Source organism: Streptomyces sp. NPDC085900, assembly GCF_044540925.1.
GTDB lineage: Bacteria > Actinomycetota > Actinomycetes > Streptomycetales > Streptomycetaceae > Streptomyces > Streptomyces gilvifuscus.
In genome coordinates this window covers 667490-684620 of sequence record NZ_JBITSP010000003.1, presented here as the reverse complement: position 1 = coordinate 684620, position 17131 = coordinate 667490, and the positions used below count along the sequence as shown (strand labels likewise).

The following is a 17131-nucleotide window of genomic DNA, read 5'->3' as shown; positions in this document are numbered from 1 at the left end:
CGTGACGAGTCCCACCGGGGGCGCACCAGTGCGCCCCCGCCCTGGGAACTGAGACCCTGATGGGGCGCACTCCGGTGGGTAACCAGGGACGGGGACCTGGCCCGCGCCGGGCACGCGCGAGGTAGGGAAGAAAAGCACCAAGCGGGGGGAAGAGGGGGGAAGCAATGCCTCGTTGGAGGGCCTTGCCGGACGAACTCGATCCGCAGGTCAGGGAGTTCGCGAGCCAGCTGCGGCGGCTCGTGGACCGCAGTGGCCTGAGCATCGCGTCGGTGGCCGACCGTACGGGCTACAGCAAGACGTCATGGGAGCGCTACCTGAACGGCCGGCTGCTCGCGCCCAAGGGCGCGATCGTGGCGCTGGCCGAGGTCACGGGCACCAACCCGGTCCATCTGACGACCATGTGGGAGCTCGCCGAACGCGCCTGGAGCAAGTCGGAGATGCGCCACGACATGACCATGGAGGCGATCCGGATCTCGCAGGCGCGTGCCGCGCTCAGTGAGTTCGGGGCGCCCCCGGCGAACGTCAAGGGCGGCAAGACGGCCCGCAAGTCCGGCAGCGCGACGGCGACGCCGGGGATCGCGGGACCCGCGGGGGTGGCACCGACGGTGCCCCCGCAGCCGACGTCGTCGCCGGAACCCCGGGAGCCGGAAGGCGCCTCGGGGGGATCGTCCGGCGCCAACTCCTGGAAACTGGCCGGATATCAGGGACCGGCGCCGACGAGCGGACGCGCGCAGCAGGCGGCCTCGCCCGCACCGGCCACCGCGCCCGACGCGACCGCGCCCGGCGCCTCCGCCCGGACGCCGCAGCCGCAGGGTGCCTTCGGCGACGCCCCGCAGGGTCCGCGGCCGGGGGGCCCGGACACCGCCTCCGGGGGTGCCGCCAGGCGGCGGCTGACGATGTTCCTCGCGGGCGTCGTGGGCGTCCTGGTCGTGATGGCGGCCGTGTTCTACCTGACCGACGGCGGCGGCAAGAAGAACGAGGGCGGGCACGCCTCGCCGTCGCCCTCGGTCAGCTCCGTCGACCTGCCGGCCGGCGTGAAGTGCGCCGGCGCCTCCTGCACCGGCAAGGACGCGGAGGCCATGGGCTGCACCAAGGACGCCGCCGCGGTGACCACCGCCAAGACCGCCACGGTCGGCACGACCACCGTCGAGGTCCGCTACAGCAAGACCTGCGGTGCCGCGTGGGGCCGTATCACCGCCGCCGCGCCGGGGGACGCCGTCCAGGTGACCGCGGGCAAGGCCAAGGAGAGCGACAGCATCACGCAGGCGGGGGACACCATCGCGTACACACCGATGGTCGCCGTGAAGGACGCGGGTGAGGCGAAGGCCTGCGCGACCCTGTCGTCCGGCGTCAAGGGGTGCACGCCCTAGGTTCGCCGACACACAAAGGCGACATGGAAAGCCGACACACAAAGGGGGCGGCCGCCCGTCCGGGAGAGGTGAGACGAAGGCGGCCGCCGTTGGGGGGTACCGACGGTGCCGGACTCCCGTGGGGGTACGGTTCGCGTGCCCGGGATGGGGGCGGCTATGCGTGCCGTCCCGCATTTCTTTCCCGCCGCTCACTCTGTGGGCTGGGCCACACGGACCCGGCCGTCCGGGATCCCGGATGCGCGATAGCCTGACCGGTGGATCTCTCTTGATACCAAGAGATCGATCATTTGTACGTCCCACCCGGACGACACCACCGCCAGCTGTCCTACGGAGAACGCCATGACCCGCACTCCCGTGAACGTCACCGTCACCGGCGCGGCCGGCCAGATCGGTTACGCCCTCCTCTTCCGCATCGCCTCCGGCCAGCTGCTCGGCGCGGACGTGCCGGTCAAGCTCCGCCTCCTCGAGATCACGCCCGCGCTGAAGGCCGCCGAGGGCACGGCCATGGAGCTGGACGACTGCGCCTTCCCGCTGCTCCAGGGCATCGACATCACCGACGACCCGAACGTCGCCTTCGACGGCACCAACGTCGCCCTCCTCGTCGGCGCCCGCCCGCGCACCAAGGGCATGGAGCGCGGTGACCTGCTGGAGGCCAACGGCGGCATCTTCAAGCCGCAGGGCAAGGCCATCAACGACCACGCCGCGGACGACATCAAGGTCCTCGTCGTCGGCAACCCGGCCAACACCAACGCCCTGATCGCCCAGGCCGCCGCCCCGGACGTACCGGCCGAGCGCTTCACCGCGATGACCCGCCTGGACCACAACCGCGCGCTGACCCAGCTCGCGAAGAAGACGGGCTCGACGGTCGCCGACATCAAGCGTCTGACGATCTGGGGCAACCACTCCGCCACCCAGTACCCGGACATCTTCCACGCCACGGTCGCCGGCAAGAACGCCGCCGAGACCGTGAACGACGAGAAGTGGCTGGCCGAGGAGTTCATCCCGACCGTCGCCAAGCGCGGCGCGGCCATCATCGAGGCCCGTGGCGCCTCCTCCGCCGCGTCGGCCGCCAACGCCGCCATCGACCACGTGTACACGTGGGTCAACGGCACCGCCGACGGCGACTGGACCTCCATGGGCATCCCGTCGGACGGCTCCTACGGCGTCCCGGAGGGCCTGATCTCCTCCTTCCCGGTCACCACCAAGGACGGCAAGTACGAGATCGTCCAGGGCCTGGACATCAACGAGTTCTCCCGCGCCCGCATCGACGCCTCCGTCAAGGAGCTCGAGGAGGAGCGCGAGGCGGTCCGCGGCCTCGGCCTCATCTGACACCGCCGATGACGCCGGGCCCGCCCGGCTTCACCGTTTCGTCACGACCCTGCACGGGCCCCGTTCCGGTTCCTTCCGGAACGGGGCCCGTGGCCGTTTTCGCCGCTACCGTCTAAAGCGTTGCTCAATGGGGTGATTCGGGGGACGTCGGCATGAACGGATGGGACGGACACAGCTCCGGTTCCGGGGCGGAGCACGAGCCGAGCGAGGAGAGAGGCCGGGCGGCCTGGTCCGACGGCGGGACGGGACAGGTGCCCCCGTGGGCCTCGGCGGAGACCCAGACGGGCGGGACGCTTCCGCCGCCCTGGGTGCCGCCTCCGCCGGACCCGGTCTACCCCGCGCCCCCGGCACCGCCGTACGGCGGGCACCCCACTCCGCCGTACACCCTGCCCCCCGCCCCACCGCCGGCCCCCCGGCACCGGGTCGGCCGGATCGTCGGGGTGATCGCCCTGATCGTCGCGGTCGGCGCGGGGACCGGCGCCGGGACCTGGTACCTCGTGCGGGAGCACCGCACGGACACCGGCGCGGGCCCCGCGAGCGTCAGCTCCACCTCCTCCACCTCCGCCGACCCGACGCCTTCCGGCTCGCCTCCGCCGAGCACGCCGCCGGACACACCGGCCGCGACCGCGTCGGCCTCGCCGCTGAACTCGCCCTCCGCCGGTTACCGCCGTGCCCAGGACCCCGTCGGCTACTCGATCGACGTCCCCCAGGGCTGGAATCGCCGCGAGAAGCAGGGCAAGCTCGCGCCGATCGTCTACTACGACGCCCCCGCCGACGGCCGCCAGCTGCAGATCTTCGAGGTCACCGAGTCCACGCCGTACGAGTCCCTCACCCTCGCCGAGACCGACCCCGGCTACGGCTTCGCCGCGCAGCCCGGCTACCAGGTCGTCGAGCGCGACCACGGCGACACCTGGGCCGAGTTGTCGTACCGCTACACCGACGCGGACAAGGGCGCCCGCCAGGTCATCGACCACCGCTTCGAGGCCCCCGACGGGACCCTGTACGCGATCCGCGCCAGCGGCCCCGCGAGCCTGGACCCCGAGCGGGTGCGGGAACCGCTGAGGATGGCGGTGCGGTACTTCTGCCCGACGGGCACGGAGTGCGCCTAGGGACCGAGCTGATCCAAACGACAGGCCCTGGGTCAGCCCACGGGCTCCTTCGCGGGCGCCGAGGACGCCGCCGTACGGGCCGGGCCCCCGTCTCCGCGGTAGCCGGTGACGACCGCCGCCGTCGCCGCCAGGACCAGGACGGCGACCGTGCGCAGCGCCGGGCCCATGCCCTCGGCGAAGCCGGGGTGCGAGGCCAGGACGGTGCCGGTGACGGCGACGCCGAGGGCCGCGCCGATCTCGCGGGCCGAGGTGCCCAGGCCGGAGCCGAGGCCCGCCCGGTCGGCGGGGAGGGAGGTGACGACGCCTAGGGTGAGCGCCGGCATGGACAGGCCCGTGCCCGCGGAGATGACCAGCAGCCAGCAGGCGTACAGCGGGTAGGGCGTGCCCGCGTCGACGGTGGACGCGCCGAGCAGGCCGAGGCCGATCAGGGCCAGACCGGCGCCGACGACCGGGCGGGGGCGCGAGGCCCAGCGGGCCGCCAGCTTCGGGACGACCGCCATGCCGACGATCAGCGGCAGGATCGCGACGCCGGTACGGGCGGGACCGTAACCCTTCACCCCTTGCAGGTACTGGGAGTTGACGAAGAAGAGGGCGAACAGGCCGAAGAAGCCGGTCGCCATGCCCAGGGTCGTCGCGCGCAGGCGCGCGGAGGCGAAGACGCGCGGGTCGAACAGGGGCGTGCGGGAGCGCAGGGCGTGGCGGGCGAAGGCGGCCACGAGGAGGGCGCCCGCCGCGAAGACGCCGAGGATGCGCGGGGACGTCCAGCCGTAGGTCGGGCCCTCGATGATCCCGAACAGCAGGGCGACCAGGGCCGCGGTGAGCAGGAGGGTGCCGACCGGGTCCGGGTGGTTGTCCGGGGCGCGGTCGGTGCGTGGCGTGGTGAGCGCGACGGCGAGGGCGAGCAGCGCGGCCAGCGGCACCATCGCCCCGAACAGGGCCCGCCAGGTCAGGAACTGCCCGACCAGACCGCCGCCGAGGTTGCCGAACATGCCGCCCAGCCCGAGCGCGAGCGTCCAGGACGCCATGGCCTGCGCCCGGCGCTCGGGACCGGCGAGGCGCATCAGGATCGACATCGTGGCCGGGGTGATCAGCGCGGCACCCGCGCCGGAGACGCCCCGGCCGGTGATCAGCACGGCCGGTGACGTGGCGAGCGCGCTGGTGGCGGCGCCCGCGGCGAACAGGGCGAGGCCGGTCAGGAGCGCGCCCTTGCGGCCCCGACGGTCGCCGAGGGCGCCGGCCGGGACCAGCAGCGAGGCGAAGACGATCACATAGGCGTCGACCGTCCACAGGATCTCGGTGTGCGAGGGGTGCAGGGACGACGAAGTCAGTTGCGGGATCAGGAGGTTGATGGCGGCGACCATGCTCTGGGCGACCAGGACGCAGGCGCACAGGGCGAGCAGGGTGGACCGTTTCAGGGCGTGCGGGGGCATGGCTCCTCCCCGGGAGCTCGGTGGTGTGGGATGCGCTGTCACCGTAGGCTCGGACCTGTCCTGCACTCCAGTGCAAGCTTTGCAAGGGATCGATGCGCGTGACGCAATCAAGTGGTCTGGATCTGAATCTGCTGGTCGCCCTGGAGGTGCTGCTGGAGGAGCAGAGCGTCGGCGGCGCCGCCCGGCGGCTGCACCTCTCGGAACCGGCGATGAGCCGCACCCTCAGCCGGATCCGCAAGGCGCTCGGCGATCCCGTGCTGGTGCGGGCCGGGCGCCAGATGGTGCCGACGCCGCGCGCGCTGGCCGTGCGGGCCGAGGTGAGCGCGGTGGTGGAGCGGGCGAGGGCGCTGTTCGCCCCGGACCGGGACGCGGACCTGCGGACCGTGCGCCGGACCCTGACGATCATCGGCCACGACTTCATCGCCGCGGCCTGCGGTCCGGCCCTCTTCGAACGTGCCGCGAAGGAGGCGCCCGGAGTCCGCGTCCGGTTCCTGGCCGAGAGCCATGTGGACGTGCCGTTCCTGCGCGAGGGAACGGCCGATCTGGAGGTCGGGGTGCTGGACACGACCGCGCCCGAGGTGCACGTGGAGATGCTCCACGAGGACCGGATGGCGGGCGTCGTACGGGCCGGGCATCCGCTGCTGGAAGGGGAGTTGACGGCCGAGCGGTTCGCGACCGAGGCTGACCACCTGGTCGTCTCGCGGCGCGGCCGGCTGCACGGGCCCGCCGACGCCGCGCTCGCCGAACTCGGCCTGCGGCGGCGGGTGGTGGGGACCGTGGGGACGTTTCCCGCCTCGCTCTTCGTGCTGCGGGACACCGATCTGGTCGGGCTGATCAGCGGATGGGGGTTTCCGCTGGCGGCGGCGCTCGGTCTGGTGACCTTCGAGATACCGCTCCCGCTGCCGCCGCTGCCGCTGGGCATGGCCTGGCATCCCCGGCACGACGCCGACCCCGCGCACGCGTGGCTGCGGCGGACCCTGCGGGAGGTGCTGGCCCGGTGGTCGGCGGCCGACCGGGCGGCGGGGCAGGGCCCGTCAGACGGCCCATAGCCGCTTCTCGAACCAGTGGCTGGCGTAGACGTGGTCGAGGTAGGCCGGGATCTCGCGGTAGCCCGCCGCCCGGTACATCGCCTGCGCCTCGGTGAGGCTCGCGTGCGTGTCGAGGCGTACGACGGTGAAGCCGCGGGCCGCCGCCTCGCCCTCCAGAGCGTCCAGGATCCGGCCGGCGAGGCCGAGGCGCCGGGCCTCCGGGTGCACCCACACGTGCTTGATCTCGCCCACGCCCGGCTCCAGGGTGCGCAGCGCCCCGCAGCCCACGGCCCGCCCCTCCTCGTACGCCACGAAGAACGCGCCGGCCGCCCCGGACACCTCCTCCGGCCGCACCAGGTCGGACTTGTCGAAGCCCTCCGGGAAGCGCGCGTCGATGTCGTCCGCGTAGGCGTCGAGGCAGGCGCGGGCGTCCGGGGAGGCGCCGTCGACGAGCTCGACGGTGATCGCGGCCAGCCGCAGCAGGCGCTGCGCGGTGGTCATGGCGTCGACCAGCCGGTCGCGCTGGTCGGGGGTGAGGGTGTCCAGCAGGCCGGCCGCGAGGGCGTTGGCCCGGCGGTTCTGCTCCTTGACCTCCAGCCGCCCCGTGTCCGTCGGCTCGATCATGCGCAGCCGGTTGTCCCGCGGGTCGACGCTGATCCGGACCATGCCCTCGGCCTGGAGCGCCTTGGTCATCCGGCTCAGATACCCCGCGTCCAGACCGAGCCGGCTCCTGAGCTCGCGCAGGGACACTCCGCCCGGCGTCCCGGCGATCTCGAACAGCAGCCGGGCCTCGCCGAGCGGGCGGTCCTGGCCGAGGTAGTGGTCGTCCAGCGCGCCGATACGGCGGGTGAAGTACCGGTTGAACCGGCGCAGAGCGGCGACCTGCTCCGACGGCACCGGCCCCGTACGTCCTGGCTCCATAACCTTTGACCTTAGTCAAAGAACTCCGAGGCGTCCATCCCTCGGCATTCCGGTTTCGTCGCCCCAACGGCCCCTCTATGCTGATGGTTTGTCAACTGAACGTCTGACAACGGTCACTCCACGCATCGGGGGAGCAGCGTGAGCACCGCGTACGTGCCGCAGCAACCACAGCCGACGACGCCCACAGCGGCCCCGCCGGCACCACCCACCCCACCGCACGCCAGTGAGGCCACCCGGCTGCTGTGCGCGGGCACCTACCTGGATTCCGGTTACCGGGACCGGGTCATCGAGGAACTGCACCTCAACGAGCAGCGGATCGCGGCGCCCTCGCTGGGCTTCGACGCCGCCCGCGTCCTCGCCCACGCCCTGCGCGCCCGGCGCCACGAACTGCTGTGGGCCGGCGCGATCGCCGGTCTGTGGCTGATCGGCACGGCCGTCGGCGGCATGCTGCTGTTCTTCTTCTGGCCGAGCGTCCTGCTCGCCCTCGCGCCGTGGATCAGGGGGCGCAGCGAACACCCGTCGCGCTACCGCCGCGTCGCCGCCTTCCTGCTGCGCTGGTGGGGCCGGATCGTCCTCACGGGTCTGCTGGCCCTCACCGTCGTCGCCGCGTTCGGCGGCTTCTCCGACGACAGCCCCTCCTACAACTCGTACGGCTCCGACTACGGCTACTCGGACTCGCCGAGCGTCACCGACGCCTTCTCGCCGAGCGACATCGCCGACGCGGTCGAGCCTTGGCAGGCCTGGCTCACGCTCGCCTTCCTCGCGCTCATCGGCTGGTGCGTGTACGCCCAGCGCAACCAGTTCAGCCGCGCGCTGGCCGCCGAGCTGTCCCCGCAGCGCTTCCCGGACGCCGCCGGCGATCCCGCCGAGCAGGCCGACAACCCGCGCTTCCAGCGGCTGAAGCAGCGCATCCGGCTGGAGCAGCACGCGCCGCTGGTCATGTACCACGAGGCGCGCCCGTTCTGCGGGGCGGGAGCGGCGTACGACACCTGGGTGCTGGCCGTGGAACTGCGGGCGGACGAGGAGCACAAGGAGCAGCTGCCGCTGAGCAACCGCACGATCCTGGAGCGCATCCGCCCCATGCTCGAACAGCTGCGCGTCCCGTCCGAGTACGCGGGCCCCGGCGTCCGCGACCGGCTGCGCTGGCTGGAGATCGACGAGTGCGTGTTCCTGCCCGTCGAGGGACTGCTCACCCGCGACCAGGCCCCGTACACCCCGCAGGCCTTCGAGGAGCACCGGGCCCGGGCCGTGGAGGAGGGCGCCGAGAAGCGGCGGCACTTCCTGCGCATCCGGGTCGGCGGCTGGGAGGAGGAGCTGGTCGTCACGGTGTTCGTGCGCATCCACACGCAGGGCCGGATGCTCATGCTGGAGATCGCGCCGCACGTGCTGACGCCGGTGCGCGCCGACTTCAAGGACGCCGACCGTACGGCGCACCGGTTCCGGAACAACAGCGCGCTGGGCAAGGCCGCCGGGGCGCTCGTCCTGGTGCCGGGGTCGGCGGGCCGCTCGCTGGGCCAGCTCGGCCGGGGCGCGGTCTACCTCTGGCGGCTGCTGACCGGCGGCTACGCGGGCGCGCTGCCGGACGGGCCGGCGCTGTCGGTGCGCGAGCTGGGCTCGACGCCGGCCGGATCGCTCTTCCAGGAAATGGACGTGGCCCGCTACCTGCGGAGCGTGCAGGACCGGGTGGCGAACGGGGTACGGGCCGCGCTCGCCGAATCCGGTTACGAGACCGGCGAGTTCGTCCAGAAGATCGTCAACATCAGCAACGGCGACGTGAACATCGGCCGCGTCGAGGGTTCCACCTTCGCGGTCGGCAGCCACGCGTCCGCCTCCTCCACCGTCTCGGGCGGCGCGGCGCCGCAGCAGAAGGGAGCCGACAGCAATGACCGGTAACGAGCCGAGCGTCAACTTCGGGAACATCTCGGGCAACAACACCTTCGCCGTCGGCAGCCACGCACACGCCGAGAGCCACCATCACCACGGCGCCGCCGGGGAGGCTCCGCAGCTCGACGAGGCGACGCAGCAACTCCTCGCCGCGGTGCGGGAGTTGCGGGCCGACCTCGCCGAGCGGGTGCGCGGCACCGACCAGACGGCCACTCTCGACGAGGCCCTCGCCGAGACGGAGTCGGAGATCACCAGCACCGGCCAGGCGGGCCGGACCCGCCGCGAACGCCTGCGCGAGCTGCTGTCCGACTCGCAGGCCCTGGTCACGTTCCTCGCCTCGGCCGGCGCGCTGGCCGGGCTGCTGGGGATGTGAGGAGTACCGGCATGAGCGGGGGACCGAGGTACTGGAACGAGGACACCCAGCGCTGGGAGGACGGCGGCGCGGAGAGCCCTTCGACGACCCAGCCGACTTCACCGCCACCGGCGCGGCCACCGGTCGCGCCGACGGCGCCCGACACGACGCCCGACACGGCGTCCCACACCGAGCCGACCACCGAGCCGACGCCACCGGCACCCGCGTCCGGGGCGGACGAGGCCGGCGTGGCCGGAGAGGCGGCCGGTGCCGGGTCCTCCGCCGTCGGCGGTGACGGCGGAACCGAACCGTCGCCGCCCGCCGCGGGGCCGGGGGGCCGGCCCGTCGCCGGCGGGGAGAGCGTCTGGCACGGTCCGGCGGGCGCCGGCAACACCGTCGTGGACGGCGGGGGAGGCGCCCCTGCCGCGCAGTCCCGGCCGGTCGGTCCGGAGGGTGGAGCCCGGCCTCCGGACTCCGGACCTACCGGTGCCGCCGGGTGGCCGCCTGTCGGCGGTGACGTCTCCGCGCCGACCGGCGCCCCCGCCCCCTGGTCCGCGCCCGAGTGGTCCAGCGGCGCCTCCTGGCCCCCCGTGGAGCCGGTGACCGCCCCCGCTCCCTCCGGTGGGCTCAGCCGGCGGCTCGTCTGGTCCGTCGTGGTGGGGGCCGCCGTCGTCGGTGTCGCCGTGAGTCTCGTGCTGACGCTGGTCGTCGGCAAGGGCGGCGACGACGGGAAGCAGCCGGTCGCGGCCGGGTCGTCGTCGGCGCCGGTCTCCTCGCCGGTGCAGTCCCCGTCGCCGTACGCCGAAGGCACCGCCTCGCCCTCGCCCTCCCTCTCCACGCCGCCCGACGGCTACGAACTGCGCGACGACGCCGAGGGCTTCCGGATCGCCGTGCCCAAGGGGTGGACGCGCAGCACCGTCCCCTCGCAGTACGGCATAGCCGTCGTCAACTACCGCAGCGCCGACAAGGAGCACCGCCTGCAGGTCTACCAGGTCCAGGAGGAGTCCCCGGACGCCTCCTTCAAGCTGTACCTGTCCGCACAGACCCGTAAGCCCGCCGGCTTCGAGAAGCTCGACCTGCAGCGTCTCGACGACGGCGAGTTCACCGGCTCCCGCCTGGAGTACCTGGCGGGCTCGATCTCCGGCGAGCCCGACGTCGGCACCTGGCACGTGTACGACGAGCGCTTCGTGGCCGCCGACGGCAACATCTACGCCATCGCCTCCTACGGGCCCGACTCCGACGGTCGCGACGACGAACTCGGCTACCTCGCAACGGCGTTGGACTGGTTCTGCCCGCCGTACACCACCTGCGACGCCGACCCCGGCATCGACTAGCCCGGCCCTCCCCCGGCTCGGGAGGGCCGGGGACACGGCCGACTCCGTGGCTCAGATCACCTTCCGGCGAGCGTTTTGCCCCAATTCGCCCGCATCTTCAGTGACACAGCGCACTTTCGGCCATGAATTGCGCATGCAACGACGGCCGGGGGGCATGTGCTCACGGTCCCGAAGGGTGACATCCGTGTGACTCACGGGATCTGGACAGCAACGGAAGGCAATACCGATCATGTCGGACCGAGCAGAAGCCCTGGAGCTCGACGCGCAGGCGACCATCCACGTGGCGGGAGAGTGGCGGGAAGCCGTCTCCGGCGCCACGCGCGAGATCCTCGACCCCGCCGACGGCCAGGCCTTCGCTCTGGTCGCGGAGGGCGACGAGAAGGACACGGACCTGGCGGTCGCGGCCGCCCGCCGGGCCTTCGACGAAGGGGACTGGCCGCGCACCCCCGCCGCCGACCGCGCCGCCGTGCTGCGCCGCGTCGCGGACCTGCTGATACGCGACCGCGAACGTCTCGGCCGGCTGGAGAGCCGCGACGCGGGCAAGACCGTGGAGGAGGGCCGCATCGACATCGACTGTGTCGCCGACGCCTTCCGCTACTTCGCCGACCTGGTCGCGGCCGAGACGCCCGGCCGCGTCGTCGACGCGGGCTCGGCCGACGTCCACAGCGTCGTCGTACACGAGCCCGTGGGGGTCTGTGCGCTGATCACTCCCTGGAACTACCCGCTCCTGCAGGCGAGTTGGAAGATCGCCCCGGCTCTCGCGGCCGGCAACACCTTCGTCGTCAAGCCGAGCGAGATCACCCCCCTCACCACGATCGCCCTCATCGACCTGCTCGCCGAGGCCGGCCTGCCCGCCGGTGTCGCCGGCATCGTCACCGGTCCCGGCCACTCGGTCGGCGCCCGGCTCGCCGAGCACCCCGACGTCGACCTGGTGTCCTTCACCGGCGGACTGGTCAGCGGCACCAAGGTCGCCCAGGCCGCCGCGCCCACCGTCAAGAAGGTCGCCCTCGAACTCGGCGGCAAGAACCCCAACGTCGTCTTCGCCGACGCCTGTGCGACCGAGGAGGGCTTCGACACCGCCGTCGACCAGGCCCTCAACGCGGCGTTCATCCACAGCGGCCAGGTCTGCTCGGCGGGCGGCCGGCTGATCGTCGAGGAGTCGCTGCGCGAGCGCTTCGTCGCCGAACTCGCCCGCCGGGCCGCGAAGATCCGCCTCGGCCGCGGCACCGAGGACGACGTCGAGTGCGGACCGCTCGTCTCCGCGCAGCAGCGCGCCAAGGTCGAGGACTACGTCGCCTCCGCGCTGGCGGAGGGCGCCGTGCTGCGGACCGGCGGCAAGCGCCCCGAGCCGACCCCGGCCCGCCCCGCCGGCGGCTACTTCTACGAGCCGACCGTCCTCGACCAGTGCCACCGCGAGATGCGGGTCGTACGCGAGGAGGTCTTCGGGCCGGTGCTGACGGTGGAGACCTTCCGCACCGAGGACGAGGCCGTCGCCCTCGCCAACGACACCGAGTACGGACTCGCCGGCGCCGTCTGGACCGCCGACGCCGGACGCGCCCGCCGCGTCGCCGGCCGGCTGCGTCACGGCACCGTCTGGATCAACGACTTCCACCCCTACCTCCCCCAGGCGGAGTGGGGCGGCTTCGGCAAGAGCGGAGTGGGCCGCGAACTCGGCCCCGCCGGACTGGCCGAGTACCGCGAGACCAAGCACGTCTACCAGAACCTGGCGCCGAAGCCGGTGCGCTGGTTCGCGGGCTGACGCCGGCCCGCGATCCCGCAACCGAACGACCACCGGCCCCCACCTGGAGTCACACCCATGCCCGAGAACCACCACACCTACGACTACGTCGTCATCGGCGGCGGTACGGCGGGCTCCGTCATCGCCTCCCGCCTCACCGAGAACCCCGACGTCACCGTCGCCGTCATCGAGGGCGGCCCCAGCGACGTCGGCCGTGAGGACGTGCTGACGCTGCGCCGCTGGATGGGCCTGCTCGGCGGCGAACTCGACTACGACTACCCGACCACCGAGCAGCCCCGCGGCAACTCGCACATCCGGCACAGCCGCGCCCGCGTCCTGGGCGGCTGCTCGTCCCACAACACGCTCATCGCCTTCAAGCCGCTGCCCTCCGACTGGGAGGAATGGGAGCAGGCGGGCGCCAAGGGCTGGGGCCCGGTGCAGATGGAGGCGTACTACGCGCGGCTGAAGAACAACATCGTCCCGGTCGACGAGAAGGACCGCAACGCCATCGCCCGCGACTTCGTCGACGCGGCGCAGAAGGCGCTCGGCGTCCCCCGCGTCGAGGGCTTCAACAACAAGCCCTTCGACGACGGCGCCGGCTTCTTCGACCTCGCCTACCACCCCGAGAACAACAAGCGGTCGTCCGCGTCGGTGGCGTATCTGCACCCCGTGATGGACGAGCGCCCCAACCTGACGATCCTGCTGGAGACCTGGGCCCACCGGCTGGAGCTGGACGGCACCCGCGCCGAGGGCGTGCACGTGCGCACCAAGGACGGCGAGGATCTGCTCGTACGGGCCCGCCGCGAGGTCGTCCTGTGCGCCGGCGCCGTGGACTCCCCGCGGCTGCTGCTGCACTCCGGCATCGGCCCCCGCGCCGACCTGGAGGCGCTGGGCATCCCGGTCGTGCACGACCTGCCGGGCGTCGGCGAGAACCTGCTCGACCACCCCGAGTCGGTGATCGTCTGGGAGACCGACGGCCCGATCCCGGAGAACTCCGCGATGGACAGCGACGCCGGCCTGTTCGTGCGCCGCGACCCCGACCACGCCGGCCCGGACCTGATGTTCCACTTCTACCAGGTCCCCTTCACCGACAACCCGGAGCGGCTGGGCTACGAGAAGCCCGAGTTCGGCGTCTCGATGACCCCGAACATCCCCAAGCCCAGGAGCCGCGGCCGGCTGTACCTGACGAGCGCCGACCCGTCGGTCAAGCCCGCCCTGGACTTCGGCTACTTCACCGACGAGGACGACTACGACGCCCGGACGCTGGTCGACGGCATCCGCATCGCCCGCGAGATCGCGAAGACCGAGCCGCTGGCCGGCTGGCTCAAGCGCGAGGTCGCCCCCGGGCCGCACATCACGGGCGACGAGGAACTGAGCGAGTACGCCCGCAAGGTGGCGCACACCGTGTACCACCCGGCGGGCACCTGCAAGATGGGCGCGGCCGACGATGAACTGGCCGTTGTGGACCCGGAGTTGAGGATTCGAGGCCTGGACGGCATCCGTATCGCGGACGCCTCGGTCTTCCCGACGATGACCGCCGTGAACCCGATGATCGGGGTGCTCATGGTCGGGGAGAGGGCCGTCGACCTGATCGGAGGTGGTGCGTGATGAGTACGACCCTGGACACGACGACCAAGGAGACGGCCGTGGCGGAACCGGTCTTCTCCGTCGACGGCCTGTGGAAGGTCTTCGGCCCGAGGGCCGACCGGATTCCGGCCGACCCCGAACTGACCGCCCTCGACCCCGCCGAGCTGCGCGCCCGCACCGGCTGCACGGCCGCCGTCCGCGACGTCTCCTTCGACGTGCGCAAGGGCGAGGTCTTCGTGGTCATGGGCCTGTCGGGCTCCGGCAAGTCCACGCTGGTGCGCTGCCTGACCCGGCTCATCGAGCCGACGGCCGGCACGATCTCCATCGACGGCGAGGACGTCCGCGCCATGGACAGGTCCCGCCTGCGCGAACTGCGCCGCCACCGGGCCGCGATGGTCTTCCAGCACTTCGGCCTGCTGCCGCACCGCACGGTCATCGACAACGTGGCGTACGGCCTGGAGATCCAGGGCGTCGCCAAGGCCGAGCGCCGCGAGCGCGCCGCCGAGGTCGTCACCAAGGTCGGCCTGGAGGGCATGGAGCAGCGCCGCCCCGGCCAGCTCTCCGGCGGTCAGCGGCAACGCGTCGGCCTGGCCCGGGCGCTGGCGGTGGACCCGGAGGTCCTGCTGTTCGACGAGCCGTTCAGCGCCCTCGACCCGCTGATCCGGCGGGACATGCAGGAGGAGGTGATCCGACTGCACCGCGAGGAGGGCCGCACGATGGTCTTCATCACCCACGACCTGAGCGAGGCCCTCAAGCTCGGCGACCGCATCGCCCTGATGCGCGACGGCCGCGTGGTGCAGCTGGGCACCCCCGAGCAGATCGTGGGCAGCCCGGCCGACGACTACGTCCGCGAGTTCGTCCGGGACGTCTCCCGCGAGCAGGTCATGACGGTGCGCACCGCCATGCGCCCCGGTGACTGCGGCGGCCGCGAGCACCCCGGGGCCCTGGCGCCCGGCGAGCTCGTCGCCGACGCGATCAAGGTCGTCGCCCGCAGCGGCAAGCCGGCCTGCGTCGTGGACGACGGGCGCTGCATCGGTGTCGTCGACCACGAAAGGCTCCTCGGTGTCGTCGCCGGAACGGAGCCGCGGAAGGAGGCGGCGTGATGGCGACCCTCACCACGTCCGCCCCCCGGGTTGCCGTGCCCGCCGTCCTGAAACACCGGGCGGTGCACAAACTGCTGCTCCTGGCGCTGGCCGCGGCGGTCCTCGTGCCGCTCGCCGACGCCCGCTGGGCCAGCGGCAGTTGGCCCGCCGCCCTCACCGTCGACCTCACCACGCCGCTGACCCACGTCAGCGACTGGATCATCGACAACCGCGACAGCCACCCGCTGTTCCTGTACGGCTTCGGCTACGTCAGCAACGCGGTCGTCATCTCCGTACGCGCCGTCTACCTGGTCCTGCTGGCCGCGGGCTGGGCCGGCGTCACCGCGATCGGCGCCCTCGTGGCCTGGCGGGTCGCCGGCGTGCGGCTGGCCCTCGGCACCGCGGCGGCGTTCCTCGCCTGCGGTCTGCTCGGCATGTGGATCCCGACGATGCAGACGCTCGCCCTGATGGTGGTGGCCGTCCTCGCGTCGGTGCTCGTCGGCGTGCTGCTGGGCCTGGGCGCCGGGCTCTCCGACCGCCTGGACCGCGCCCTGCGCCCGGTCCTGGACACCATGCAGGTCCTGCCCGCCTTCGCCTACCTGCTGCCCGTCGTGCTGGTCTTCGGCATCGGCGTGCCCGCGGCCGTCCTGGCCACCGTCGTCTACGCCGCCCCGCCGATGGCCCGCCTCACCTCCCTCGGCCTGCGCGGCGCCGACAAGGAGGTCCTCGAAGCCGTCGACTCGCTCGGCGCCACCGGTCGCCAGCGGCTGCTGACCGCGCGCCTGCCGCTGGCCCGCAAGGAACTCCTCCTCGGCCTCAACCAGACGATCATGATGGCCCTGTCCATGGCGGTCATCGCGTCCGTCATCGGCGCCGCCGGCCTCGGTGACCGCGTCTACCAGGCGCTGGCGTCCGTCGACGTCGGCGCGGCCCTCGCCGCCGGCATCCCGATCGTGCTGCTGGCCGTCGTCCTGGACCGCGTCACCAGCGCGGCGGGCGAACACGCCGGCGAGGAGCGCGAGAACACCCGGAGCCGCTGGCTGTACGCGGCGGTCGCCGCCGTCGCCGTCGCGCTCGCCGGACGTCTCGCGGGCCGTCTGGACTGGCCCGGCTCCTGGACGCTGAACATCGCCGCCCCGGTGAACCGGGCCGTCGACTGGATGACCGCGCACCTCTACTCGGGCGTGCCCGTCGTGGGCGGCACCGCCGACTGGGCCGGCCACTTCACCACCTGGGTCCTCGACCCGATCCGCGGCGGCCTGCAGTGGCTGCCCTGGTGGTCCGTGCTGCTCGTGGTCGCCGCCCTGGCCTGGCTGATCGGCACCTGGCGCACCGCCCTGACCGCCGTCCTCGCCATGGCCGCCATCGGTGTCCTGGGTGTGTGGAAGCCGTCCCTGGACACCCTCTCCCAGGTGCTGGCGGCCGTCGCCGTCACGCTGGCGATCGGCTTCGCGACCGGCATCGCGGCGGCCCGCAGCGACCGCTTCGAGCGCCTGCTCAGGCCGGTCCTGGACGTCTTCCAGACGATGCCGCAGTTCGTGTACCTCATCCCGGTCGTGGCCCTGTTCGGGGTGGGCCGCGCGCCCGCCGTCGCGGCGGCCGTCGTCTACGCGCTGCCCGCCGTCGTCCGCATCACCACGCAGGGGCTGCGGCAGGTCGACCCGGCCGCCCTGGAGTCGGCCCGCTCGCTCGGCGCGACCCCCGCCCAGCAGCTGCGCCAGGTCCAGCTCCCGCTCGCCCGGCCCGCGTTGCTGCTCGCCGTCAACCAGGGCGTGGTCCTCGTCCTCGCCGTCGTCATCATCGGCGGCCTGGTCGGCGGAGGCGCGCTCGGCTACGACGTCGTGTTCGGCCTCGCCCAGGGCGACCTGGCGACCGGACTGGTGGCGGGGGCGGCGATCGTCTGCCTGGGGCTGATGCTCGACCGGGTGACCCAGCCGACCGAACGCCGCGCGAAGAAGGGAGCGTGA

13 protein-coding genes are annotated in these 17131 nt (G+C 73.0%); 11 read left to right on the top strand and 2 right to left on the bottom strand.

What is annotated here, in order from left to right:
* Window positions 1-164 precede the first annotated feature (164 nt).
* The 3 genes from ACIGDI_RS12580 (at window position 165) to ACIGDI_RS12570 (ending at window position 3808) form a co-directional block, all read left to right on the top strand.
* Window positions 165-1370 carry a DUF2690 domain-containing protein gene (locus ACIGDI_RS12580; protein ID WP_399894540.1) on the top strand — a complete coding sequence of 402 codons (1206 nt, stop codon included), beginning with the start codon at window positions 165-167 and terminating at the stop codon, window positions 1368-1370.
* A gap of 339 nt (window positions 1371-1709) precedes the next feature.
* Window positions 1710-2699: a malate dehydrogenase gene (locus ACIGDI_RS12575; RefSeq protein ID WP_389076717.1), complete on the top strand. Its 990-nt coding sequence runs from the start codon at window positions 1710-1712 to the stop codon at window positions 2697-2699.
* Between the two features lie 152 nt (window positions 2700-2851).
* On the top strand, window positions 2852-3808 hold the full coding sequence (locus tag ACIGDI_RS12570; protein WP_399894537.1) for a hypothetical protein: 957 nt from the start codon (window positions 2852-2854) through the stop codon (window positions 3806-3808).
* Between the two features lie 32 nt (window positions 3809-3840).
* Here the strand turns inward: ACIGDI_RS12570 and ACIGDI_RS12565 are convergent, their stop codons facing one another.
* On the bottom strand, window positions 3841-5238 hold the full coding sequence (locus ACIGDI_RS12565) for an MFS transporter (RefSeq protein WP_399894534.1): 1398 nt from the start codon (window positions 5236-5238) through the stop codon (window positions 3841-3843).
* A gap of 92 nt (window positions 5239-5330) precedes the next feature.
* On the opposite strand from ACIGDI_RS12565, the gene ACIGDI_RS12560 reads away from it, so the two are divergent.
* Entirely contained in the window at window positions 5331-6287 is a 957-nt protein-coding gene (locus tag ACIGDI_RS12560; RefSeq protein WP_399894531.1) for a LysR family transcriptional regulator, read from the top strand.
* Here the strand turns inward: ACIGDI_RS12560 and ACIGDI_RS12555 are convergent.
* On the bottom strand, window positions 6273-7187 hold the full coding sequence (locus tag ACIGDI_RS12555; RefSeq protein ID WP_399894528.1) for a GNAT family N-acetyltransferase: 915 nt from the start codon (window positions 7185-7187) through the stop codon (window positions 6273-6275). The genes ACIGDI_RS12560 and ACIGDI_RS12555 overlap by 15 nt on opposite strands.
* Window positions 7188-7325: 138 nt before the next feature.
* Between ACIGDI_RS12555 and ACIGDI_RS12550 the strand changes: the two genes are divergently transcribed.
* The 7 genes from ACIGDI_RS12550 (at window position 7326) to ACIGDI_RS12520 (ending at window position 17131) form a co-directional block, all read left to right on the top strand.
* Window positions 7326-9080, top strand: coding sequence for a hypothetical protein (locus ACIGDI_RS12550; RefSeq protein WP_399894525.1), 1755 nt, complete (start codon window positions 7326-7328; stop codon window positions 9078-9080).
* The gene (locus ACIGDI_RS12545) at window positions 9070-9444 is read left to right on the top strand and encodes a hypothetical protein (protein ID WP_399894522.1); all 375 of its coding nucleotides are present in this window, start codon (window positions 9070-9072) and stop codon (window positions 9442-9444) included. Before ACIGDI_RS12550 ends, ACIGDI_RS12545 begins: the two co-directional genes overlap by 11 nt.
* A gap of 11 nt (window positions 9445-9455) precedes the next feature.
* Window positions 9456-10757 (top strand): hypothetical protein, encoded by a 1302-nt coding sequence (locus tag ACIGDI_RS12540; RefSeq protein ID WP_399894520.1) that lies wholly within the window; start codon window positions 9456-9458, stop codon window positions 10755-10757.
* A gap of 229 nt (window positions 10758-10986) precedes the next feature.
* Window positions 10987-12516: an aldehyde dehydrogenase family protein gene (locus tag ACIGDI_RS12535; protein ID WP_399894517.1), complete on the top strand. Its 1530-nt coding sequence runs from the start codon at window positions 10987-10989 to the stop codon at window positions 12514-12516.
* Between the two features lie 57 nt (window positions 12517-12573).
* Window positions 12574-14103, top strand: coding sequence for a GMC family oxidoreductase (locus ACIGDI_RS12530; protein WP_399894514.1), 1530 nt, complete (start codon window positions 12574-12576; stop codon window positions 14101-14103).
* Window positions 14103-15185 (top strand): glycine betaine/L-proline ABC transporter ATP-binding protein, encoded by a 1083-nt coding sequence (locus ACIGDI_RS12525; protein WP_399894511.1) that lies wholly within the window; start codon window positions 14103-14105, stop codon window positions 15183-15185. The genes ACIGDI_RS12530 and ACIGDI_RS12525 overlap by 1 nt, the downstream gene beginning before the upstream one ends.
* On the top strand, window positions 15185-17131 hold the full coding sequence (locus ACIGDI_RS12520) for an ABC transporter permease (protein ID WP_399894507.1): 1947 nt from the start codon (window positions 15185-15187) through the stop codon (window positions 17129-17131). The genes ACIGDI_RS12525 and ACIGDI_RS12520 overlap by 1 nt, the downstream gene beginning before the upstream one ends.